The sequence below is a fragment of the Chitinophaga ginsengisegetis genome, assembly GCF_900168065.1.
Classification (GTDB): Bacteria; Bacteroidota; Bacteroidia; order Chitinophagales; family Chitinophagaceae; genus Chitinophaga; species Chitinophaga ginsengisegetis.
Window position 1 is genome coordinate 1,214,825 of the sequence record NZ_FUZZ01000001.1, and the last position, 23,484, is coordinate 1,238,308.

A 23,484-nucleotide genomic window follows, 5' to 3' on the forward strand; every position below is an offset into this window, starting at 1 on the left:
ATGTTATAAAGCAGCCGGCGGCGATGCTAAAGCTCCTGCCGCCGGCGGGTGGAATTATTTATAGGATACATCGTTCCAGCGCAGTTCATTCTTGAACTCGCGCAGGTCGGTATTCTTCCCTATCAGTGCCAGTTCAATACCTGCCATTTCTGCAAAGTCCTGCATATGTGTGGAGGTAAGGTTTTGGCTGTAACAGGTATGATGGGCGCCACCGGCCAGTATCCAGGCGGTGCAGCCTTTCTTCATGTCGGGATAAGGCTTCCATAACACGCGGGCTACGGGCAGCTTCGGCAGATCCTGTGGTGGTTCCACCGCTTCTACTTCATTTACCAGCAGGCGGAAACGGTTACCCATGTCTACTAAAGAGGCGTTGATAGCCGGTCCTGCAGCGGAGTTGAATACCAGTCTTACCGGATCAGCCTTTCCACCTATGCCCAGCGGATGCTTCTCACATGATGGTTTTCCGCTGGCAATGGATTCACAGATCTCCAGCATATGGGATCCCAGCACCATTGGATTAGACGGATCAAAGTGATAGGTATAATCTTCCATGAAAGAGTTGCCGCCGGGTAAACCGCTGCCCATTACTTTCATGGCCCGCACCAGCGCCGCTGTTTTCCAGTCGCCTTCACCGGCAAAACCGTACCCGGCTTTCATCAGGCGTTGCACTGCAATGCCCGGCAGTTGGATCATACCGTGCAGGTCTTCAAAGGTATCGGAGAAGCCCTTGAAGTTTCCATCTTCCAGGAATGCTTTCAGGCCGAGTTCTATGCGTGCTGCATCTTTCAATGCGGGGTCCTGCAGCAATGCGGAAGATATCGTATATGCGTCACCGTATTCTTTTACGAGGGAAGCCACGGCTCCATCGGAAATACCATTAATCACGCTTACGAGATCGCCTATACCGTGGGTATTGCAGGAGAAGCCCAGTTTGGATTCCGCTTCTACCTTATCGCCATCGGTTACTGCTACGAAGCGCATGTTATCACCAAAGCGAACAAAGCGTGCGCCCTGCCAGTCGTGCCAGCCGGCGGCTACCCTTGCCCAGGCGCCCAGTTCATCCAGTACTTCCGGGTCCTGCCAGTGACCGGTGATCACCTTGCGGCTCATGCGCATGCGGCTCATCATAAATCCGAACTCACGATCGCCGTGTGCGCTCTGGTTCAGGTTCATGAAGTCCATATCTATTTCGCTCCAGGGGATATCCCGGTTGAATTGGGTGTGCAGGTGGCAAATGGGTTTGGATAATGCTTTCAGACCGCGGATCCACATTTTGGCCGGCGAGAAAGTATGCATCCAGGTGATCACACCGATACAATTGGGAGCAGCATTGGCTTCCATGCATACAGCGTAAATTTCATCGGGTGTTTTTACAGTAGGTTTGTAAACCACGGTAACGGGTATACGTGCATCCTTATGCAGGGAGGCGGCTATTTCCTGGCTGTGAGCGGCTACCTGTTTCAATGTTTCTTCTCCGTACAGGTGCTGACTGCCGGTAACGAACCAGATCTCGAAATTTTTCAGATTAATCATGTTGCTTGGTTTATTGCCCGTAATAGGAATTGGGGCCGTGTTTACGTTCAAAATGTTTCCGGATCAGCGCATCTTTCAGTCGCGGTGCATTCCCGTTAATCGACTCCGTGAGATACGCCATTTGTGCCACTGATTCCAGTACGGCGCTGTTATATACTGCTTTGGCGGGAGTTTTTGCCCAGGTGAAGGGCGCATGGTTTCCTACCAGGATCATTTCAATGTCTTCGTAGGTGAGTCCGCGTTCCGTCAGTGCATTCATGATCTGGAAGCCGGTCTGGTATTCGTAGTCGCCGGCAATCATCTCGTCAGACATGGGCGGGGCGCAGGGAATATCCACCGTATTATGATCGGCGTGAGTGGTGCCATAGATGGGAATATCGCGCTGACTCTGTGCCCATGCGGTAGCATAAGTGGAGTGGGTATGCACGATACCGCCAATATGTTCCCAATGCTTATACAATACAGCGTGGGTGAGGGTATCAGAAGAAGGGCGCAGTTGCCCGTCTACTGTTTTACCATCAAAGTCCACGATCACCATTTTTTCGGGAGATAGTTCCGCATAGGGAACGCCGCTGGGTTTGATGGCAAACACGCCCAGCTCCCGGTCAGCCGCACTTACGTTTCCGAAAGTGAAGATGACCAGTCCCAGTGCGGGCAGTTGCATATTGGCTTCGTATGCGGCCTGCCGGATATGTTGATACTGTTGCATACAAAAATTAGTCAATAGTGATGGCGGCAGTAAATGCGCCTAATGCTTTATACTTCTGGTACCTGTTTTCGTATATGCCAGCGCGTTGGGCATCCGGGTGATAGGTTACTTCAAATCCCTGACCCATTGCTTCCATTGCATCTTCCACCCTGTTAAACAATCCTGCGGCAGTGGCAGCAAACATGGCCGCACCGAGTGCACAGGTTTGTTCTGAGCGGTGAATACGGATCGGCATATTCATTACATCGGCCATCATTTGCATGATGAACGCAGATTTCTTGGCTACACCGCCGATACCTATCAGTCCTTTTACGGGAACACCTTCCCTTTCAAATCTTTCCACGATGGCTTTAGCGCCAAAACAGGTAGATTCCGCCACGGTGCGGAAAATGCGGGGTGCGTCTGTAGCGAGGTTCAGGCCGGTGAGGGTACCTTTGAGCGACTGGTCCGCGTCTGGTGTACGGCGGCCATTGAGCCAGTCGATACCCAGTTCGCTGTGTTCTTCCGGTGGGATCTGCGCCGCCTGTTTAGCCAGTTCGGTGATCATCCTGCCGGAGGTTTCCTGCGCCAGCTTGGCGGCAGTTTCTGCATCAATCAGGGAAGACGATGGCAGGAGATGTTGTAACGGCCACGCCAGTACGTTGCTGAACCAGGCATATGCATCGCCAAAGGCCGACTGTCCCGCTTCCATGCCCATCATACCAGGGATCACGGAGCCGGGTACCTGTCCGCAGATACCTTTTACCAGTTTATGTTTCATTTCCTCCATTGGCGCTACCAGCATATCGCAGGTAGAAGTACCCATTACCTTGCTGAGGTGGTAGGGTTCTATTTGTCCGCCTACTGCACCCATATGCGCATCAAACGCACCGATGCCAATCACTACACTGGTGGGAAGCCCCAATCGTTCTGCCCATTCGGGACAAAGATGACCTGCGGCTTCGCCGGATGTATATGTTTTTGTAAAGAGCTTTTGTGTGAATCCCTGCAGTAAAGGATCGATGGCGGAGAAGAAAGCATCCGGCGGAAGGCCGCCAAATTCTTCTGCAAACAGCGCTTTATGTCCTGCGCTGCAAACACCGCGTTTCAGCTGGCTGATATGTTTTCCGCCGGAAAGGAGGAACGGTATCCAGTCGCAATGCTCCACCCAGGAATGAGTGGCGTTTCTAACGGTTTCATCTACACGAAGAATATGCAGCAGCTTTGCCCAGAACCACTCCGACGAGTAAATACCTCCTACAAAGCGGAGATAATTTTCTTCAAACGTAGCGGCGGTGGCGTTGATGGCAGCAGCTTCCTTTAGTGCGGTATGATCTTTCCATAACACAAACATGGCGTTCGGGTTATCGTGGAAGGCCGGTGTGAGCGCCAGCGGCGTACCCGTTTCATCAACAGCTACCGGTGTGGAACCAGTGGTATCTACCGAAATCGCTTTAATATTGGCAGCAGCTCCGGGACCTGCCTGTTGCAGGCATTGGCGGATGGTGGTTTCCAGCCCTTCTACGTAATCCAGCGGGTGCTGGCGGAACCGGCTCTGGGCTGCGTTGCAGTACAGGCCGTCTTTCCAGCGCGGGTAATAAAATACTGCCGAGGCGATTTCATTCCCGTTATGCACATCTACAATGATAGAACGTACCGAGTCGGTACCGTAGTCTACCCCTATTACCCAGGATGAATTCATATTGAATGTTATATTGACACTTATAAAAAAAGGTAAAAAATTACGAATGACGGCGGGTGGGTAAAATATTGACTGGATTCCAGTTCAGTCAATCCACCACGCCGTTATTCGTTACTTTAACTCCAGCACTACTACTGAATAAGGGGGCAGTTTTACGCTGACCGTATTATTTTTTAGCGTAGCGCCTTTAAAATCCACCGGTTTAATATTATCCGGCTTTGTAAAGCTGTTATAGTTCTGCAACTTGGCAGAGGCCAGCAGTTTACCGCTGATGGCTTTATATGCCTGGCTGCGGGTGTCCAGCGTTACTTCCTGTGTTTTATGGGCATCAATATTCACGAGGGAGATATGCGTGATGCCATTTTTATCTTTGGAAGCAGAAGCAGAAACTGCCGGCAGCTTTTCGTTTTCAAACGTATAGTCGTTGGAGTGAATATCTACCGGGATGAGTGTAGCATCCTGGTGTACGTTATACATCTCCATTACATAATAAGTAGGTGTGAGTACCATCTGATCTCCTTTGGTAAGAATAACAGATTGCAGAACATTAATGGCCTGTGCGAGGTTGGCCATACGCACGCGGTCGGAGTGATTATTAAAGATGTTCAGCGTAGCGCCGGCAATCATCGCATCGCGCATGGTGTTCTGCTGGAACAGGAAGCCGGGATTCGTTCCCCCCTCCACGTTATACCATCCGCCCCATTCGTCTACCAGGAGCGCTATCTTTTTCTTCGGATCATATTTATCCATGATCGCTGTATGCTTGCTGATTAAGGTGTCCATCAGCAGGGCAGATTTCATGGTAGCGAAATATTGTTTCTCCGTAAAATCAACCGCATCGCCTTTATGGTTCCAATCCACCGTAGAGTAATGGTGAAGGGCAACGCCATCGAGTAAATTTGCAGGGATGTTTTTCATGAGTACTTCCGTCCAGTTGTAATCCCCATCGCTGGCGCCGGAAGCAATACGAAAGAGAGGCGCATTTTTCCAGTCGCTTTGCATGAAGGTGGCAAACTTGCGGTAAAGATCCGCATAGTATTCAGGACGCATATTACCGCCACAGCCCCAGGCTTCATTGCCTACACCCCAGTAGCGTACCTTCCACGGCTCTTTACGGCCGTTTTGCTGACGCAGGTCAGACATCGGACTTTTACCGGCGAAGTTGGTATACTGCACCCAGTCGGCCAGCTCCTGCGCAGTACCGCTACCCACGTTACCGGACAGGTAAGGCTCTGCTCCCAGTTCCTCGCACATGTTGAGGAAGTCGTGCGTACCAAAACTATTATCTTCCGTTACATTTCCCCACCAGGTATTTACAATGGCAGGTCTTTTATCTTTCGCCCCTATCCCGTCTTTCCAATGGTAGGTATCTGCGAAGCAGCCACCCGGCCAGCGGAGATTGGGTATTTTCATCTTACGCAACGCCGCGATCACGTCTTTGCGTACCCCGTTGGTATTGGGGATATGGGAAGTATCACCCACATAAAAACCACCATAGATGCAATTTCCCAGGTGCTCCGCAAAATGACCATAGATATTGCGGTTGATAACTTGAGTTGGCGCATCCGGACGAAAGGTAACTGTATTTTGCGCTTGTGTTGTTTGCGTGGAAAGCAACAGGCCCAGGATACCCGTACGGATATAACGATATTGTTTTTTCATAACGAGGTTTTAAAAAATCCGGTATAACAGCACTGTTTTGCTGCGATAATTCAAAAGAACAAAATAATTGTCACATTTACAATTAAAACAGTAAAAAAAACATTTAAAGGCAACAAAAGGCCGATCTATGGCTTATTTTACCTGGTAAATATTTTTCCTGGAAAGATGGAACTCATCAAGATAGTGCGGATTTACCACCGGGTATTATAATTGGGATGGATGGTTTGGCCGAACGTTAGCGCCCGCCGGTCCAACCAGCAATATTGCCGTTATTAATTTACTACGGCGGCTTTCCAATTCACACCGGAATTTCGATATTTGCGTAAAAATCTGCACAATCCATTCTTATGCCATTCACCAACCTGGAACTCTTGTCCCTTTGTTTGTTATTATTAGCGGGCTGTGTGCATTCCCCATCTCCCGGAAAAAAAACACTAACAGCAGATACTGTTGCGCTGCCGGCAGAACAACATATGATTATGCCGGCCGGTTCGCGGCCTGTGGACATTGAAGAAGACAGTATGTTTATACCCGCCGACGCCGAAATACGTATACTCACGGCCACAAAAACGGTAACCGGCACCAGGTACCCTGAATACATACAACAGTGTAATACCTGGAGGCTCAGTAATCCTGATATTGAAAAGATTTTCCGTAACAGCCAGCCGGCAGAGAATACTGTGATCCACTACCTGTACAGTACAATGGAATGTGAGGTAAGGGGACAGGTAATGATTAACGGCGATACCTACCAGTATATCATTAATGCCGGTTCCTGGTTTCGTTTGTATAACCGCCACCATAGCTATTCTTATAGCTGCTCCGCAGAAAACTGCCGGTATTTGTTCCTGGAACATGAGGAGGAACATGACGGGAAGTAAATTTAGCCGGAAGAATTACCTTTGCTTAATTTTTTTACTATGAGGCATTTTATACTGGCGAGTACGTCCACGTTGTTTGGAGAGGCCTACCTGGCGTATCTGCAACCCGCCATGAGGGCATTGTATGCAGGAGTGGAAGAAATTGTGTTTGTTCCGTTTGCCCGTCCGGGCGGTATTTCCCACGACGATTATACCAGCAGAGCGGCGGAAGCTTTTGGAGAGATGGGCATCCGCGTGCGCGGCCTCCATACCTTTGATGATCCGGCAGCAGCTATTAAAAATGCCAGAGGATTTTTTACAGGAGGCGGTAACACCTTCCTGCTGGTAAAGCAATTACATGAACAGGGGCTGATGCCTGTACTCCGCGATGCAGTGAACAACGGCGCCCCCTATATGGGATGCAGCGCCGGCAGCAACATCGGGGGAGTAACCATGCAAAATACCAACGACATGCCCATTGTGTACCCTCCCAGTTTTGAAACAATGGGACTAATCCCTTTCAATCTTAACCCACACTACCTGGACCCGCAGCCCGGCTCACAGCATATGGGCGAAACCCGTGAAACGCGTATCAGGGAATACCATACCCAAAATACCACGCCGGTACTTGGGCTGAGAGAAGGCAGCTGGATCTATGCACAGGGCGATACGTTAACCCTTAAAGGCACGCTGAGTGCCAGGATCTTTGAAGCTGGTAAAGACCCTTACGAACTACCCGCAGGCAGCTCCCTGATCCATCTGAAATAAAAATCGGGGCGACCCTTTAAAAGAACAATCATTCTTTTATCTTTGCGCCATGCGCGCAAAAGACGACAATAAAGAATGGACCATCCGGGAAAAGGCCATAGAAATGATTGTTCATGAAGGCTTTGATGGCCTGAGCATGCATAAACTGGCCAAGGCGGCCAACATTTCTGTGTCTACCATCTATATCTATTTCCGGAACCGTGAAGATCTGCTGAACCAGTTATATACGGCAGTAGTGGAAAATTTTGTGCAACATAGCCTGAAAGGGTTTGACCCCGACATGGACTTTGAAGCAGGTTTATGGCTGCAATGGAAAAACAGGTATGAATATGTACTAAGCAATCCGCTGCATTACCATTTCTCAGAACAGTTCCGTAACTCCCCCCTGATCAAAAGGCAGGACGATGCACCGGAAATTGCTTTCAAAAAGGCAATGCAGCGGTTTGTGGCAAATGCAGCAGAGAAAGGCCAAATAGTGAACCTGCCGCCGGAAGTATTCTGGGCCATTGCCTATGGCCCGTTCTATACCCTTGTTAAATTCCATCTTGATAACTCGGCGATGTCCGGCGTTCCTTTTTCACTGACTGATGAGTTGTTGCTGCTAACCTTTCAGCGCACCATGAGGGCACTGCGGGCGTAAGGAAATTACAAACTCAATCCGCCATCGCAACGTATTACCGTTCCCGTTATATTACCATTACGCATCAGGAAAAGAATAGTATCTGCTACTTCTTCAGGCTCTCCTACCCTGCCAACAGGCAATTGAGACGCATACTGCTGAAAGGTGGCTGCTTTGGCATCTGCCGGGAGGAAGTCCCACCATGCCGTATTTACCACACCCGGTGAAACAGCGTTTATGCGTAACGGTTGTATTTCTTTGGCAATAGAAGGAATCATCAGTTCCAGGGCGCCATTGATAGCTGCCAGTCCGGATACGCCCGGCGCCTTGCTGATAGCCGAAATAGCGGTGATCAATGTAATGCTGCCACCTTTATTCACGTAAGGCAACGCCGCCTGGAGCGTGTTCAGCTGCGGCCAGAACTTGCCTTCAAAGCCATCGCGCAGGTCCTGTAACGACAGGTCCGCAAAATTACCGGCGCCTTTGGCGCCGCTCAACGCAATCACCAGGTGGTCAAAATTGCCCTGCGAATGAAAAAATTCATCCAGTTCTTTCCGGTTGTTGCTGTCCAGCGCCGCTGTTTGAATACCGGGGTTTTCTTTTGCTGCTGCTGCGAGCTTTGCAGCAGCTCGGCCGGTAACGGTTACATTCGCTTTTTCTTTTACCAGTATTGCGGCGGTAGCCAATCCTATTCCGGAGGAGCCACCGGCAATAATTACTTTTTTACTTTCAAATGAGTCCGACATGTTATTGCTGTTTTATACCCACAAAGTTGGGGTATAATATGCCGTTCACTGTTACCGGAATGATGCATCGTATTAACCCGATCATGCATTTTTACGGAATGCCAGCGGCGTTTGCCCGGTCTGCTCCCGGAAGAAGCGGTTAAACCCTGCCGGGTCGCTGAAATTGAGCTGGTAAGAGATTTCTGCCACCGAAGTATCCGTATACCGTAACACCGCTTTCGCCTCCTGCACCAGCATTTCTGCAATAGCATCAGAAGCCGTGTGGCCCGTTACCTCTTTCACCATACGGTTAAGATGATTAGGCGTTACACCCAGCAATGCGGCATAATCTGCTACTCTTTTTTTAGAGAGAAAATGCTGGCTGACCAGCTTCTTAAACCGGGGCACCAGGTAAGTGCTTCGTGTATCCGTAGCCGTTAAATGGAGTTGCTGTGCCACATAACTTCTTTTTACTTCCAGCAGTAATAAATAGAGATACATCCTGATCGCTTTCTCACATCCCGGCCGGTGATGTTGCAGTTCTTCATTGATCTTACCACAAAAGTCCGCCACCGCTGTTATTTCCGCCTCCTGCAATTGTATAAAGGGCACGCCTGCATAATCGAAGAAGGGAAACTCTTCCGGAATTTTATCTACCGGGATAATTTCCTGCAGAAAATCTGCATTAAACAAAATATAATAGCCGAAAGTATCTGCACTGATATTGCTTTTACTGAACACCTGCCCCGGAAAAGTAAAGCTCAATGTGCCGGGCCGGTGTTTAAACTGTTCCAGTCCCAGCTGCACATCCACGCTGCCCCTGAGCGTAATACTGATCCGGTAAAAGTCGGATTTCAAAGGTCCCACTGCCGACCGCAATCCTTCACTGGAGTAAATTTCCATGCCCGCAATCTTTTTCTCCCGTTCCAGGTTATTATAACCAAAACTGGAAGTATCTGCCTCCTCCCGGTGAAGATGGCGGAAATCGTTCAATACATACTGCGGTATTTCCGGTTTGTTGAGCTTGGTTTTCCTTGCCATTTGCCTATATTCGTTCTTTAAAAATAGATAAATATTACCAATGGAGTTAACCACCCTGTATCGCCCGGTAGGACCAGATGAACTGGTTTTGATTGAACAATCCGGCTGGAAACGCTTTCCGCCCAGAAGACCGGACCAGCCCATTTTTTACCCCGTGATGAATGAAGCGTATGCCATCCAGATATCCGTGGAATGGAATGTGCCGGCGTATGGATCGGGCTTTGTCACTAAATTTTCCGTGAACAGTGATTTCCTGAAAAGGTATAACATTGAAAATGTAGGCGGCGACATTCACAATGAACTGTGGGTACCGGCGGAGGAGCTGGAGGAGTTTAATGATAATATTGTGGGAGCGATTGAAGTGACGCAGCGGTATTATAAGGATGCGAAATGAAAGGCGCGGTTTTGACGCTCATATCAGCATTCTTTCTTTATGTTAGCATAACCGGAGCACATTAGCAATATCAACGCTCCAGTTCTTTAATCGTTGCTTTAATAAATCCTGCCTTATCCTTTTTCACCTCTTTCAACAGCGCTTTTCTATCTTCCGGGATAGAAAAATATTTTTCTGCCCATAAATTTATTTCAATCATTACAGGAAGTAAATCGATCCCTTTTCGCGTTAACCGATAGAGCACTTTGGCTTTACTATCCGGGTGTGCCAATTTCTCAATAATCTTGTTTTCTTCCAGTGCCAGTAACCTGGCGGCTAAAATATTAGTAGCTATCCCTTCCCCGGACTTTAAAAAGTCTCCGTAAGTGCACTCTTTTGCAAATAGTAAGTCCCTGACAATCAATAGCGACCACTTATCTCCCCATATATCCAGGGAACAACTAACCGGGCAATCCGACCTTTTTTTGACTTTAGACATAAAAATATTTTAAAAACACTTGCATTTTGCAAGTAATTACTATCTTTACACTTGCAAAATGCAAGTAAAGTTACAAAACAACATAAAATGAAACAAACAATTTTAGTGACAGGGGCTTCTTCGGGTTTTGGCCTCCTCATTGCCAATAAGCTTCACGAAAGCGGCTACCACGTAATCGGAACAAGCCGCAATCCGGATAAATATAAAGCCACACTGCCTTTTAAGCTATTGCCATTGGATATTGCGGACGATCATTCCATCGCATCTTTTGCCAGGCAGCTGTTCAGTGAAATCAATCAGTTAGATGTATTAATTAATAATGCCGGATATTTGGTAACAGGGCTCGCCGAAGAAACTTCTGTAGAATTGGGAAAACAGCAACTGGAAACAAATTTTTGGGGAACTGTTAAGCTCACCAATGAATTGCTCCCTTATTTCAGGAAGCAGAAGCAGGGCAAAATAATTACCATTGGCTCTTTTCTTGGCTTAATCGGGCTTCCTAATGTTGCTTACTACTCCGCTTCTAAGCATGCCCTGGAAGGATATTTCAAATCACTGCGATTTGAACTGAATCAATTTAACATCAAAGTAAGTATGGTCGAACCTATGGGGTTCAAAACCAACATTGGAGAAAACGCGATTGCATCAAATGGGGGAATTAGCGATTATGATGTGTTCCGGCAGAAAATGGATGCGTACACAAAAAAAGAATTTGATAAAGCAGCCGGGCCTGAGCCAGTTGTAAATACAGTGTTGAAAATTATGAATGAAGAAGATCCGAAATTCAGCTCTCCTGTAGGTAAAGGTTCTTCTGTTATTCTTACGCTGCAACGTTTTGCCTACAGCGTTTTTGAAAATACCATTTTGAAAAGAGTGAATGGTGCACAATAAAATTTAAAAAACGATGAAAGCATTTATTATACATCGCTACGGCAAGAAAGAACAATTGCACCTGCATGAAATCGCGGAACCCGTTGTAAAAGAAAATGACGTGCTGATTCAGGTATATTCCGCCAGTGTGAACCTATTGGATTCAAAAATCAAAAATGGTGAATTCAAACTTATTCTACCCTACAAAATGCCGCTTGTTTCAGGACATGATGTAGCGGGTGTGATCATCAAAACAGGCGCTAAAGTCAGCCATTTTAAAGTGGGCGATGAAGTATATGCACGGCCGGCAGATCATCACATCGGTACTTTTGCGGAGCTGATTGCCATCAATGAAGCCGATGTGGCGCTTAAACCCCAAAAGCTCACCTGGGAAGAAGCGGCATCGATCCCCCTTGTGGCCTTAACGGCCTGGCAGGCGCTTGTTGAAAAAGCAAACCTGAAAAAAGGGCAGAAAGTTTTCATCCAGGCAGGCTCCGGTGGTGTGGGTACCATTGCCATTCAATTGGCGAAATACATTGGCGCCACTGTGGCTACCACAACCGGTACCGCAAACGTAGCATGGGTGAAAGCACTTGGTGCAGATGTAGTAATTGATTATAAAACGGAAGATTTTGAAACCATTCTCCGCGATTATGATGTGGTGCTGAACAGCCAGGATACCCAAACACTCGAAAAATCCCTCCGGATACTCAAACCAGGCGGAAAGCTGATCTCGATATCCGGCCCTCCTGACCCTGCTTTTGCCAAAGAATTCCGGCTGGGCTGGCCGCTGAAGATAGTCATGGGGCTGCTGAGCTCTGGCGTACGCAGGAAAGCAAAACGCCTGGGCGTAGATTATTCTTTCCTTTTTATGCGGGCAGAAGGTAGCCAGCTAAGCAAGATAACAGCGCTTATTGACGCCGGGTTCATTAATCCTGTTGTCGATAAGGTCTTTCCATTTGAGAAAACAAACGAAGCATTAACCTATGTCGAGAGCGGGCGCGCAAAAGGTAAGGTTGTCATCAAGGTTATCTGAAATTACTTTTAAGCCCTCAATAAATTTAGCGGCAACGCTGCCAGCCTCCCGGCAAATTTATCCAGTTCACCCCAACCATTGTTTTTGTAACCGGCTGCTGTTATATTTGAGCGAATGTTAACCTTTAAATCGTTAGTAATGTTCGAAACAACGGCACGTGAATTTCGTATAGGCGATGAAGATGGTTTTATTGGGATTGTCAATGCCACTGCTTATCATTCCTTTGTTGACAACGACTGGGAACTGGGTCAGTTATTCCGTCATTTTACGCAGGCGATTAACGATGAAACACTGATCGTTTGGGAAACTTCACCGGGAGGTGGGGATTGGACGGTTGAATTCCTGGAGTCCGCCTCCGGGAAAGATGCATTCCGGCAATTTGAAAGTTCCATTGTAGTAACGGATGGCAGGTTGTATCTGACGAATTATACAGACCTTACTATGGCAGCACAATTTGAAGATTGCGTAATTCCGGATAAGCTAAATGCAGATCTGTATATTACGCTGACGCCGGGAAGGTATCACTGCACGGTACGGCAAATGTTTGTTCCCGGAGACGAAGGGGACCGTTTTGAGGTAATACTGCAACCCACAACACAAAAAGGGGATAATGTCAGTGATGTATATTGGAATACCAGCTTCTAACCCATGTAAATGATCAGCTAATGATAACTACACAAATGCTGCATGATCTTGAGCAAGATTCAGCAGTGAAAAAAAATTACGCAGCAGCAGGCAGCTGGGGACAAAATAAAATTGTATTCCTGCCCGTAGTGGTGTTAATTTTCAGTGCGTTTGCACTCTATTTTTTTTACGACCTTTCTAAAACCGACAGCAGCTACTCCACCTATACACTGGTTTGTGGCGCCCTGATATTGCTTTCCATAATAGCCATTGCCCTTATCCAGAAAAGTGCAAAACAGCAGGTGATAAATAATATTGCGTCCGTACCGGTTTGTGTAGCGAAGAAGATATATGGCAACGATACCAACGGCATTTACTATTGCATTTATACCACCGGCAGCAAGCGCCACGACCCCACATTTATTGATGCGATCGCCGATAGGATATTTAATATCGACCATGAACCGGAGGCGGCATCGTATAAGAAGGAAATAGATCGCCTGTTCAGCGTAAAGTTTGCAGATACCAATTCGGTGGCGGTACCGCTGCCAACCGGCTTTACAGCAGGCGAGCAGGTATATCAGAAGCAGTTTTCCACTGCCGCTTTAACTGCTGTAACAAAGGAGAATGACGGCAAATTTGCGGTACTGGCTTTTAACGGACTAAGTGTACCGGTATTGAAGGAAGCGTTTTAACTAAAGAAGGCGTCTCAATGTTCCTGAGACGCCCTCTTTGAATTATTTATATCTCTTATCTCGCTATATCAATCTTCACTTTCTTATTCTTGATCTTCTCATTCTTAATCATCTCCAGCGTATTCTGTACTTTCGATTTCACCACTGCTACAAAGGAGAAGAAATCTTTTACTTCAATTAAACCGATATCTTCTTTTTTAAGATGTGCCTGTTTTGACAGGAAGCCCACGATATCCACTTTATTCACTTTATCCTTTTTACCGGCGGCGATAAAAATAGTTGTCCATTTGGGTTTGTCCGGGATGGTGGAAGTAGCGGGCAGTTCGATGTTTTCTACCACTTCATCCGCGAGGTAAGGCATCCGTTTTTCATCGGGCGACAGGATAAGGATCGCTGTGCCACTGGCTTCCATCCTGGCGGTACGGCCGTTACGGTGTGTCCAGCTGTCTTCCGTATGTGGCAGGTGGAAATGCACGATATAACGGATATTCGGAATATCAAGACCACGGGCGGCCAGATCGGTAGTGACCAATACGTTTACAGACCCGTTACGGAACTTGCAGAGGGCCGCATCACGTTCCTGCTGCTCCATAGCGCCATGATAGAAAGTATTGATAATACTTTTTTCAGACAGCATTTTACTGGTGCGTTCCACTGCTTCGCGGTGATTGCAGAACACAATGGTAGAGCGGTTGCCCAGGTAGCAGATGAGGCGGAAAAGGGTTTCCACCTTATCATTTTCCGGCGACAACACTTCCTTGATCGTTAAACGGGCGGCGGGAGTGCCTTCTTCCGGGAGGAAGTCCAGCTTCTCCGGGTTTTCCAGCGCCAGGAAATCAGGGATGTCCACTGATTCTGTGGCGGAAGTCAATATCCGTTTTTTGATATTGGGGAGTGATTCAATAATGAAAGACACTTCCTCCTGGAACCCTAGTTCCAGGGTTTTATCAAATTCGTCGAGTACCAGCGTTTCAATAGCTGCGGTGGTGATATTCTCCCTGCGGATGTGGTCTCCCAGGCGGCCGGGGGTACCTACAATCACTGCCGGTGGCTGTATCAGGTTGTTCTCTTCTGTTTCCCTCAGGTGTCCGCCATAGCAGGCGGTGATCTTATAGCCGGTGCCCATCAATTTGAACACTTTCTCTATCTGTAAGGCCAGCTCACGGGAGGGCACCACGATCAGGGCCTGGGTATTTTTATTGGCTGGATCGAGGTTCTCCAGGATGGGCAGCAGGAATGCCAGCGTTTTACCGGAACCCGTAGCCGACAACAGGATAACATCATTGTGATGCTTGTTTGCGTCCACTGATGCCTGCTGCATTTCATTGAGTGAATCGATCTTTAGATTGGTAAGAATATTACCTAATGAGTATTTTTCTTTTTGCATTGCCGCAAAAGTACGAAGATTAACGGGTTTTACCTGCACAAATGCATCGGATCGCCCGCCGGATAACTGAATGTATTGCGGACTACCCACCTGGCTTTGTAGATCTTCCAGCCCTTTTGGATAAACAGCCGCTTACCTTTGGCATCCAGCACCTCATCCGTCCACCAGGATTCTTTTGGCCGGATCACAATGGTGGGAAGGCCATCCCCGGCGGATGAAACGCATTTAATGTTGTCCTGCAACACATCTGCCTTCGTGAGCTTTTGGGTAATAACATCAAATTTATATACGTTGGTGGTGTTGGTCAGCCATAGCTTATTTTCGCCATATACCGGAAAGAGATCATGTGCTTCTGTTCCGGGAAGGGAAAAAACAGTATCCTGTACCAGGTCCGGCGCATTGCAGTTGAAGTTATACCTGAATGAATGCATATGTTCCCTGGCGGCAGACCAGAGTCTTTGCTGCTTCGCATCCCACACCACATTATGCCCGAAATCAATAGGTATTTTTTTCGTATATACGTTATCGGGGAAATGAACGGTATCTGTTTTAAACACCATCAGGTAGTTACCGGTGCTGGAAGCGCTCACTATATTACCATCCGGCAACAGCTCAACAGAATGGGTATTACCGCCTGCATAAGCATAAAACACCGTTTTCTTATCTGCTACCCTGATCAGCGCCACGCCGCCGCCAGAGGCATTCATTAGCACATATTCGTTGTTATATACCATTTTGGCGTCGCTGGGATTGCTGAACCATTTTACATGCGCCGGCTGTACATTGGAGTTTTCCGGCTTCCATTCCCAGATCACCGTGCCGGAAGGCATTGCTGCTATTACAATCCGGTGCTGCGACTGCTCCGCTATAACCATGCATTGATTACATGCCGCTACAGATGTATCCGGGTTATTTCCCGCCGGGGCAATACTGCTTTTGCCGGAAGCGGCGGCGGCCAGCAAACAAATCATGGCGGCCAAAAAGGATCTTCTTTTCTTCATTGTTAGTAAGATATATCACCACGTTTGGCTGTGGCGCCACATAATTACAATTTTTTCCGGGGAATAAAAAGGATCTCCCGGCATGCAATTGCCCCATTTTTCTTACTTTCAACATATGAAAACACCTTACATATTACTGGCGCTTGGCGCAGGTATCTTTGCATCCTGCCAACAACAGGGCCAGCAGCAGCAAACCAACGTTGTAAAAGATTCATTACCACCGGTGGTGGAAAAAGAGAAATCCAACCATTGCTTCGAAAAAGTACTCGGCAGGGATACCATCCAGCTCAGGTTAACGATGCACGACAGCGTAGCTACCGGCACACTGGTATATAATTATTTTGAAAAAGATAAAAATACCGGTGAATTTAATGGCCTTATCAGCAACGGCATCGTTCGCGGAAAATATGTTTTCTTCAGCGAAGGCGTGGAAAGCTCCCGCCAGGTGATCTTCAAAATATCCGACCACGAAGCATATGAGGCGTTACCCGACAGTATCGACCACCAGGGATTACCGGTGTTCAATACCCGGAATGAAGCGCTGAAATTTGATAATATCCCATTGGTGGAAGGCGCGTGTAAATAACGCGCCATTCCTCCTATTTCTTCATCTCCGCGATCCATTGCCGGATCAACTCCACTCCTTCCGTATGCACCACTGTACGCGCCAGTTCCGGCATAGCAGTACCCGGTTCCACACTATTCATGCGGTAAGCCAAAATAGAATGCAACGGGTCGCCGGGGATCACGTCGTAATCCAGTCCGCCGGCGCCACCACCCGCAGAAACGGGCGACTTCATTATGCCAAGATGATCCGGGGTAGTTTGTTCATATTCCAGGAATAAACCGGTATTGAATGCATCGCCACCTTTGGTGTGACAGTGCGCGCAGTTTACGTCAAGATAAGCACGGGCACGTTCATTCACGGTGTAATGAATACTATCCTTCCAATCGGGCAGCTGCGGTACCTTATCCAGTGAAGGCATTCCCGCCAGCAAACCATTGGCGGCCCATTGCTGCAGCTGGTTCTGCGTTTGCCCGTGGCGCACAAAATTAAGATTGCGCGCTTTAGGACCAATAGGCGTAAGCACACTGTTATTAATATGACAGCGTTTACAATCATTGGTGTTAGGCATCTGGTACAGGGTAGATTGCTGATGCCCGTTGTCGTCCAGGAAAGTGATAGGGATCTTTTTTCCCAGGATCCATTTCTCTGCGTCCTGCTGATTGTTGTTCCAGAGATAGTTCATCACTTTCCACTGCTGGTCTGCCGGATCTTTGAACAGCAGGCGCGTTTCTATCATGATCTTTTCATGCGCCGGGTTGGTATACGCAAAGTTTTTAATGATAAAAGTAGAATCCGGAAAATCGAGCGCGCCATGATCTGTGTAGCCTGCCGTTTTTCCTTCCGGTAATACAATGAAGCGGTCTTTTACGGCATAGTCGGTGAACAGTGGCGTCACCAGTTCATAATTCACTACGCCTTTACGCGGCTGCAGGGCTTTGAGCGCGCCGGTAAAAAATCCATACTCAGATAATTTTTGTTTAAACTGGAACGGACCCGCGGGCGCAGACCGTTGCTGACAGCTCTGCGTGGCGGCAATCCATAAAATTAAACACATCACCAATAAACAAGACTTCCTCATCTCCCTAAAAAAATTTAATAAAAACACTATTTACATACATAAGGCGCAACATCGGTACTGGGCTTCCAGTTTTTCGATGTCATGTTCATGGCATCCACATTTACAAATAAATTAGGCCCCGTTTGCCGGATGCAGAGCGAATCAGGATTCACAGCCGTACCTTTTGTAAGAATGTTGGTGGTAATACCATCATAGGTAATGAAAGGCAGGCGGGCATTTTTACGCGCGGGATCATCTGCATTTAATTTCTGTTCTATGCCCACCAGGATCTTCCCGGTATGATGCTCATATACGGCCGGCGGGAAAGCGGCGCCCACTTCCATGATGTTGTCATGTATATGCACATTGCGGGGAATCGGGAAATAATGATCATTGATTTTGTCGCCTGCTTTTTCATCAATAAAAAAACCGGATACCACAGAAATAGCGCTGGAGTTATTATTGATGATGCGGTTGTTGTACAGCTCTATATCAGACGCTGCGAGGATCACCACGCCACTGCCGGGAGCGGCGTTGCCCACGCCCCAGGTAGAACCGAAGCTGCCGGATTTGGCAAAGTTCTTTTCGTTGTTGTCGTGCATATAGTTGTTGTATGCCTTTACAAAGCCGCCGCGTTTCGACAGGTCGGGCAAATCAAAAATGAGGAAGCCGGCGGTATTGCCCCAAAACTCATTATCGTACACCTGTGCATGCGAGGTATTTTCTATTTCGCAACCGGCTACGTTTTTAAATGCCTTGCATTTACGTACGATGGCGCTGTCGGTTTGTCCTACATAGATGCCGGCGTCGGAAGCGCCCTGGGCATAGCAGTTTTCTACCAGCACATCTTTACACATCACGGGATAAATGGCGTATCCGCCGCTGGTGGAGTCGGACACGGACCAGATGGCATGTACATTGGTCACCACTACCCTTTCGCTTTTATTAATCTTGATCAGATCCCCTTTGGAGTCGCGCAGGGTAAGGCCGTCGATGGTAAAGCCTTTTACATCGGTTACCCGGATGCCTTCCCCACCCTGGCTCTGAGCCGAAAAGTCGAAGATGGTTTTATCCGGACCGGCGCCCTGGATCAGGATATGATTTACCTGCGCAATGCTGAGGTTATCAAATTTATATGTCCCTTCTTTTAGGGTGATACTGCTGCTGTCTTTCAGCGACAGAAAGGCTTCTGCAATTTTTATTTCTTCGCCGGGACCAAACTGAAGCCGGGTTTTATACCCGCTTTTCTCCTGTACATCCGGACCCTGGCAGGCTGCCAGCAGGGCAATCAATAACAAACAGATAGGATATCGTTTCATATTTTGAATATTTATTTAGATAAATCAGAAAACATTGTAAGCGAAGGTGACGTAGTACATACCTCCGATGGCCGGGCTGCCAAAGCCATTTCTGTAGTAAGTATTGGTGAGATTTACCCCACCCAGTTTAATCGTGGAATGCGCCTGCAGGAGCCGGTAGCTCACCTGTGCATCAATGACTGCCGAGGCGGGTACCGTACCGCTGCCAAAACCAATCTGGTAGAAATAGGCCGGTCTGTAACGGAAGGTAGTATTAAATGAGAATCTTTCCTTCTTACCAAAGCCGGTATTTCCAAAATCCACGTTGAATTTATAGTTGGGCGTATTGAAATTATTCACCTGGCTGTTATTCCTGTTTTTCAGGAAGTCGGAAGAGAAGTTCACCTTTGCGAGGAAGTGATGCGACAAATCCACGCTCACACTGGCGGCATAGCCATAGGTATTCACTTTTTCCGCGCCATTGTACGCAATATTATACTGGATATAGGTGCCATGATCCAGGAAGGCATTGGGATCTGCCGTACCGGGGGTGTTGGCCACATTTACATAACCGATGAAATTTTTCCAGGTAGAATAATAACCCAGCACGTCTATCAGCACCCGGCCGGCGATAAGGGACGAGTAACCTAACTCGAACGCATCTACGGACTGCGGTTTAATGTCATTCAAAGCAAACTGTTTCAGGTCGGCGGGATTCTTTGTGCGCTGGAAGGAATCCACGCTTTCCAGCGTATAGGCCGGGTATTTATTAAACTGGTATACGCCGTTGAGCAGCCTGTCGGAGCCGCCGGAAGCGAAGCTGTTGTAATCCACCGGGGTGCTTTGGAGCGACTGGATATTAGACGGGAAGCTATACGCATTCTGGTACGAGAAGCGGATAAAGCTTTCCTTGTTTACTTCCAGCACGGCAGATACCCGGGTGGTGATACGCGGTTTGGCGAACAAGGTATTTTTATCGTACCGGAAGGCGGCCGCCAGGCTCAGTTTTTCGCGGATTACTTTTTTGGTGAGATGGGCGTATGCGCTGTACTCCGCCACATCAATGGGGCTGTCGTTATCCGGGAACAGGGTGCCTTTGGAATCCAGCCGGTAAAGACGGTAATTCAGTCCTGCAATCAACTCTGCAAATTTTACCAGGTGCGTAAAATTATACTGGGTTTCTGCATTAAACAGGCGGCTTTTATCGGTGAACAGGGTACCTCCTTTTGAGGTGGGGATGTTGGAGATACTGTCTTTCAGATGCAGGAACTGCGCGCTGCCGGCGTCGGGACGTCCCTGATCAGCGAATGTCCTGGCCAGGTTGCTGGCATCGATATAGCTTTGGCCCTGCGACATGGCTTCGAGCAAAGCGCTGGTATACTGCGGGTACCAGCCATCGCCGGTGTTGCCGTCGTAGCTGGGCTTCCAGGCTTCGTTGATCAGCTGCGCCGTGGGCATGGCAATAATGGTACGACCCGAATTTTCGCGGGAAGTATAGGCCCGTACAAACCAATGCTCTGCTTTTAATTCAGCGCGGTATTGTCCCAGGTGGAAGTCTTTGAGTGCATAGCGGGTATCATTGCTGTATACCGCGTTGCCTTGCCCGTAGGTACCGGACACGATGGCTTCCAGCTTCGGTTTGATCTTATAACGCAGTTCCACATTGGCTTTGAACATTTTGGCATCGCTGCTCAGATAGCCGTATTCGGGGTAGCCGGTGCGGGCTACCATATGCCTGCCTTCCGCGAGCATGGGCGAAATGATAGGCTCCAGTTCCGGCACCTGCGCCAGGGCCCCTTCCAGGAAAGGGTTGATGTCTACAGATGTTTTGCTGCCGTAAATATTTACACCGTTATAGTTAGGGTCCTGCCTGGGGCCACCGGGACCATTGGTGTTGGTGGTATCGTTCGCCATCCAGTCTTTCGCCTGGGTGTACTGCACATTTATTTTAAAGGCGAACTTGTCATTTACCTTTTTGCCCCAGCGCACGGTCCAGTCGTAGTAAGGCGATGGCCCCAGCGGATCGTTGGCCTTCCCTTTTTTAACGTGATTCACCCCTTGTGTGATCTGCGCGCTGAGGCCCTGGTATTTGAACGGATCCTTGCCGGTCATCACCATTGTGCCATTGAGGCCGCGGGAGCCATACAAGGCAGACGAGGCGCCGGACAGCACCTCGAGGTTGTCCACATCCAGTTCCGTGAGGCCAATAATAGCGCCGATGGGGAAGTTGAGGCCGGGCGCCTGGTTGTCCATTCCATCCACAATCTGGGTGAAGTTGGTGTTACCGCTGGTATTGAAGCCGCGGGTGGTAATGGTGGTGAACAGGAGGCTGGAGGTGGTAACATCCACGCCTTTGAGACCCTGCAGCATATTATAGTAGCTGGGCTGCGGGGAGTTGATGATGTCTTTGCTGCTGATCCTTTCAATGGTAACCGGGGATTCTATTTTCTTTTGTACAAACCGGCTGGCAGAAACCACCACTTCTTTTCCCAGTACCGATGCGGGCGACAGCTCAATGCGCTGGAAGCCGGGACCGGAAATGATGATTTCTTTTGTTTCAAAGCCTACCGATGACAGTATAAGGGTAACAGGATAATTTTTCCGGGTGGAGAATTTGAAGTTTCCCTGGTCGTTGGTATAGTCGCCGTTCTGTGCTTCCTTCATGGTAACGGAAACAACGGGCACTACTTCCTGGGTAACGCTGTTACGAACGTTGCCCGAAATCACAATCTGTGCATTAACCGTAAGGCATACCCCAAACAGGCAAACCATACTTATAATTATGGATCTTAACATCGGCAGGTGGGATTTAGATGGCTTGGTTGTGTATCATTTTATCGCCTTATGGGCATAGCGATATTACCAAAATACCGGGACTGAAAGTATTGGTACCATTGACTTTGGGGCGAAACCGGGGCTATTGGGGGTAAAAATCAGGACGTGGGGGCGAATCTTTCCTGGAAGGCGGTTAAACAGGTAGCCGATACCGGCACACTGATGTCATGAAGACCTTCCAATTCCAGGTAATGTCCTTTTGTATTTTTCTTAAAAAGAACCACTTTGGAGATGTTCACCAGGTAAGAGCGATGTGCGCGCACAAAATTATCGGGCGACAGGTACGATTCCAGTTTCTTCAGGGACGTTCTGATGAGTTCTTTGCTGATTGTATTTCCGGAGATATAAAAAACCTGCACATAGTTATCTTCTGCTTTCATGAGCAGTAACTTCCCAGGGTGCAGGGTGAGTACGGGTTTATCATGTTCATCACGGATCAGGATACAGGGGTCGCCGGTTTTGATCACCTGTTCTTTTTCCAGGCTTTTGAGCTGGGCCATCTTCTCCCTGGTAAAAAACCACAGGAGGGAAATGCAGTAAGGCAGCGGTAAAATAAGGGCGATATAACGAAGGGTGGTGATAAACTCCGCCCAGGTAAGGAAAAAAGTATCTGTAAGGGTTACATCCACAATGGTAACCATAACGGCCACGCCTACAATTTCACCCAGGAACCAGCAGAGGTAAGTGGCGTTGGTGAGCTTGCGGCGCCATTTTAACCGGGCCAGCCCAAACTGTGAGATGGTAAGCACTACCACCCCGCATAAGGTAAATATGAGGAACAATGCCATCAGGGATAACTGTTGTCCTTCATACCACATATTAATATTAAAGGGCAGGAAGATATACATGAACAGGAAGCTGAAAACGCTGCAGAATGCGATCAGGGAAATCCTGTTGGCTACGGAATCCAGTAACGTAAAGCGGGGTTGCTCTGCAGTATACCGGGAAATGAGTGGCAAAGTAGGCAAGCTTTTCATGTAGTGGATGATTTACTTTAATTAAGTTAAGTAAAAAAGCCGGAATCCGGATGCAGTGAAGGTTAAAACCGGGGCTCCTCTCCCGGCTTCAGTTCTTTTCCCCGCAGCTTTTCGGCTGTGGCAAAAGCGTCGTCCGGCAATGCCTTGAAACCCTTAGGCGCTTTGGCCGCAGGTCCTTTGTAAATGCCGATGAAAGGCTTCGGGAAGGTTCTGCGGGTAACGGGGTCGGTCATACGAAAAAACTGCGGATACCAGCCCTGAACGGGGCTGTTGTCCGGCAGCGGTTTTTCTGCGGCCTTATTCCTGTTGGCGAGTATAGCATCCAGGGAGATGTGACTGACAGCGGCTGCCGAAAAGAAATAAACTTTTCGCCCGATCAACCTGCCATTCTTTGCGCCCTTGAAAACACCGGCGTGGTGCCATTCTGTGGAAAATACGCTCAGTTCCTTTGCCGATATCTTAGTGTTGAATTGCTTCGACAGCAATACTGCTACTTCACCGGCTTTCAATAAACCCTTTGCTTCGGCATCCTGGTAATTCTCAGACTTTCCCTGCCGCAGGTAATCACTCCTTTTCATGCCGGAAAGATACAATTAAGTGATATAAAAGCAGGCCCACCGGTGAATAATGCGGTCTTTTCAATAATCTGGCATATGTGTTGATGTT

23 protein-coding genes are annotated in these 23,484 nt (G+C 48.2%); 9 read left to right on the forward strand and 14 right to left on the reverse strand.

Annotation, left to right across the window (positions count from 1 at the left end; genetic code table 11):
* Window positions 1-54: 54 nt before the first annotated feature.
* The 4 genes from araA to B5Z18_RS04605 form a co-directional block, all read right to left on the reverse strand.
* Complete coding sequence (gene araA, locus B5Z18_RS04590; RefSeq protein WP_079468209.1) at window positions 55-1,533, reverse strand: L-arabinose isomerase; 1,479 nt, start codon at window positions 1,531-1,533, stop codon at window positions 55-57.
* Between the two features lie 10 nt (window positions 1,534-1,543).
* Window positions 1,544-2,242 carry an L-ribulose-5-phosphate 4-epimerase gene (locus B5Z18_RS04595; RefSeq protein ID WP_079468210.1) on the reverse strand — a complete coding sequence of 233 codons (699 nt, stop codon included), beginning with the start codon at window positions 2,240-2,242 and terminating at the stop codon, window positions 1,544-1,546.
* Window positions 2,243-2,249: 7 nt separating this feature from the next.
* Window positions 2,250-3,923 carry a ribulokinase gene (locus B5Z18_RS04600; protein WP_079468211.1) on the reverse strand — a complete coding sequence of 558 codons (1,674 nt, stop codon included), beginning with the start codon at window positions 3,921-3,923 and terminating at the stop codon, window positions 2,250-2,252.
* Window positions 3,924-4,034: 111 nt separating this feature from the next.
* On the reverse strand, window positions 4,035-5,585 hold the full coding sequence (locus tag B5Z18_RS04605) for an alpha-N-arabinofuranosidase (RefSeq protein WP_079468212.1): 1,551 nt from the start codon (window positions 5,583-5,585) through the stop codon (window positions 4,035-4,037).
* Window positions 5,586-5,932: 347 nt separating this feature from the next.
* Here B5Z18_RS04605 and B5Z18_RS04610 point away from each other — a divergent pair, with 347 nt between their 5' ends.
* From B5Z18_RS04610 to B5Z18_RS04620, 3 genes are read left to right on the forward strand one after another with little or no spacing between them, the layout of a single operon-like run.
* Window positions 5,933-6,466, forward strand: coding sequence for a hypothetical protein (locus B5Z18_RS04610; RefSeq protein ID WP_079468213.1), 534 nt, complete (start codon window positions 5,933-5,935; stop codon window positions 6,464-6,466).
* Between the two features lie 39 nt (window positions 6,467-6,505).
* Window positions 6,506-7,213, forward strand: a complete 708-nt coding sequence (gene pepE, locus B5Z18_RS04615; protein ID WP_079468214.1) for a dipeptidase PepE — start codon at window positions 6,506-6,508, stop codon at window positions 7,211-7,213.
* Window positions 7,214-7,262: 49 nt separating this feature from the next.
* Window positions 7,263-7,853 (forward strand): TetR/AcrR family transcriptional regulator, encoded by a 591-nt coding sequence (locus B5Z18_RS04620; protein WP_079468215.1) that lies wholly within the window; start codon window positions 7,263-7,265, stop codon window positions 7,851-7,853.
* Between the two features lie 5 nt (window positions 7,854-7,858).
* Here B5Z18_RS04620 and B5Z18_RS04625 read toward each other — a convergent pair whose 3' ends face one another.
* Together B5Z18_RS04625 and B5Z18_RS04630 are read right to left on the reverse strand one after the other, a co-directional pair.
* The gene (locus B5Z18_RS04625) at window positions 7,859-8,578 is read right to left on the reverse strand and encodes an SDR family oxidoreductase (RefSeq protein WP_079468216.1); all 720 of its coding nucleotides are present in this window, start codon (window positions 8,576-8,578) and stop codon (window positions 7,859-7,861) included.
* Window positions 8,579-8,659: 81 nt separating this feature from the next.
* Window positions 8,660-9,598, reverse strand: a complete 939-nt coding sequence (locus B5Z18_RS04630; protein ID WP_079468217.1) for a helix-turn-helix domain-containing protein — start codon at window positions 9,596-9,598, stop codon at window positions 8,660-8,662.
* 40 nt (window positions 9,599-9,638) lie between these two features.
* Here B5Z18_RS04630 and B5Z18_RS04635 point away from each other — a divergent pair, with 40 nt between their 5' ends.
* Window positions 9,639-9,992: a hypothetical protein gene (locus tag B5Z18_RS04635; RefSeq protein ID WP_079468218.1), complete on the forward strand. Its 354-nt coding sequence runs from the start codon at window positions 9,639-9,641 to the stop codon at window positions 9,990-9,992.
* 70 nt (window positions 9,993-10,062) lie between these two features.
* Here the strand turns inward: B5Z18_RS04635 and B5Z18_RS04640 are convergent, their stop codons facing one another.
* Window positions 10,063-10,470 carry a winged helix-turn-helix transcriptional regulator gene (locus B5Z18_RS04640; RefSeq protein WP_079468219.1) on the reverse strand — a complete coding sequence of 136 codons (408 nt, stop codon included), beginning with the start codon at window positions 10,468-10,470 and terminating at the stop codon, window positions 10,063-10,065.
* Window positions 10,471-10,557: 87 nt separating this feature from the next.
* On the opposite strand from B5Z18_RS04640, the gene B5Z18_RS04645 reads away from it, so the two are divergent.
* From B5Z18_RS04645 to B5Z18_RS04660, 4 genes are all read left to right on the forward strand, one after another.
* Window positions 10,558-11,361 carry an SDR family NAD(P)-dependent oxidoreductase gene (locus B5Z18_RS04645; protein WP_079468220.1) on the forward strand — a complete coding sequence of 268 codons (804 nt, stop codon included), beginning with the start codon at window positions 10,558-10,560 and terminating at the stop codon, window positions 11,359-11,361.
* A 13-nt stretch (window positions 11,362-11,374) separates the two neighbouring features.
* A complete protein-coding gene (locus tag B5Z18_RS04650) occupies window positions 11,375-12,376 on the forward strand; it encodes an NADP-dependent oxidoreductase (protein ID WP_079468221.1) in 1,002 nt (333 codons plus the stop codon).
* Window positions 12,377-12,514: 138 nt separating this feature from the next.
* Window positions 12,515-13,021 (forward strand): hypothetical protein, encoded by a 507-nt coding sequence (locus tag B5Z18_RS04655; RefSeq protein ID WP_079468222.1) that lies wholly within the window; start codon window positions 12,515-12,517, stop codon window positions 13,019-13,021.
* 20 nt (window positions 13,022-13,041) lie between these two features.
* A complete protein-coding gene (locus B5Z18_RS04660; RefSeq protein ID WP_079468223.1) occupies window positions 13,042-13,695 on the forward strand; it encodes a hypothetical protein in 654 nt (217 codons plus the stop codon).
* Between the two features lie 55 nt (window positions 13,696-13,750).
* Here B5Z18_RS04660 and B5Z18_RS04665 read toward each other — a convergent pair whose 3' ends face one another.
* Both B5Z18_RS04665 and B5Z18_RS04670 read right to left on the reverse strand, forming a co-directional pair.
* Window positions 13,751-15,082 (reverse strand): DEAD/DEAH box helicase, encoded by a 1,332-nt coding sequence (locus B5Z18_RS04665; RefSeq protein ID WP_079468224.1) that lies wholly within the window; start codon window positions 15,080-15,082, stop codon window positions 13,751-13,753.
* 29 nt (window positions 15,083-15,111) lie between these two features.
* Entirely contained in the window at window positions 15,112-16,083 is a 972-nt protein-coding gene (locus B5Z18_RS04670) for a DUF6528 family protein (RefSeq protein WP_079468225.1), read from the reverse strand.
* 115 nt (window positions 16,084-16,198) lie between these two features.
* Between B5Z18_RS04670 and B5Z18_RS04675 the strand changes: the two genes are divergently transcribed.
* The gene (locus tag B5Z18_RS04675) at window positions 16,199-16,669 is read left to right on the forward strand and encodes a hypothetical protein (RefSeq protein ID WP_133256216.1); all 471 of its coding nucleotides are present in this window, start codon (window positions 16,199-16,201) and stop codon (window positions 16,667-16,669) included.
* A 13-nt stretch (window positions 16,670-16,682) separates the two neighbouring features.
* On the opposite strand, the gene B5Z18_RS04680 is transcribed toward B5Z18_RS04675, so the two are convergent.
* The 5 genes from B5Z18_RS04680 to B5Z18_RS04700 all read right to left on the reverse strand — a co-directional run bounded on the left by B5Z18_RS04680 (window position 16,683) and on the right by B5Z18_RS04700 (window position 23,396).
* Window positions 16,683-17,729, reverse strand: coding sequence for an SO2930 family diheme c-type cytochrome (locus tag B5Z18_RS04680; protein ID WP_079468227.1), 1,047 nt, complete (start codon window positions 17,727-17,729; stop codon window positions 16,683-16,685).
* Window positions 17,730-17,755: 26 nt separating this feature from the next.
* Window positions 17,756-19,027, reverse strand: coding sequence for a parallel beta-helix domain-containing protein (locus B5Z18_RS04685; RefSeq protein ID WP_079468228.1), 1,272 nt, complete (start codon window positions 19,025-19,027; stop codon window positions 17,756-17,758).
* A 24-nt stretch (window positions 19,028-19,051) separates the two neighbouring features.
* On the reverse strand, window positions 19,052-21,802 hold the full coding sequence (locus B5Z18_RS04690; RefSeq protein ID WP_079468229.1) for a TonB-dependent receptor: 2,751 nt from the start codon (window positions 21,800-21,802) through the stop codon (window positions 19,052-19,054).
* 137 nt (window positions 21,803-21,939) lie between these two features.
* Entirely contained in the window at window positions 21,940-22,818 is an 879-nt protein-coding gene (locus B5Z18_RS04695) for a LytTR family DNA-binding domain-containing protein (protein WP_079468230.1), read from the reverse strand.
* Between the two features lie 62 nt (window positions 22,819-22,880).
* Complete coding sequence (locus B5Z18_RS04700) at window positions 22,881-23,396, reverse strand: hypothetical protein (protein ID WP_079468231.1); 516 nt, start codon at window positions 23,394-23,396, stop codon at window positions 22,881-22,883.
* Window positions 23,397-23,484: the final 88 nt, after the last annotated feature.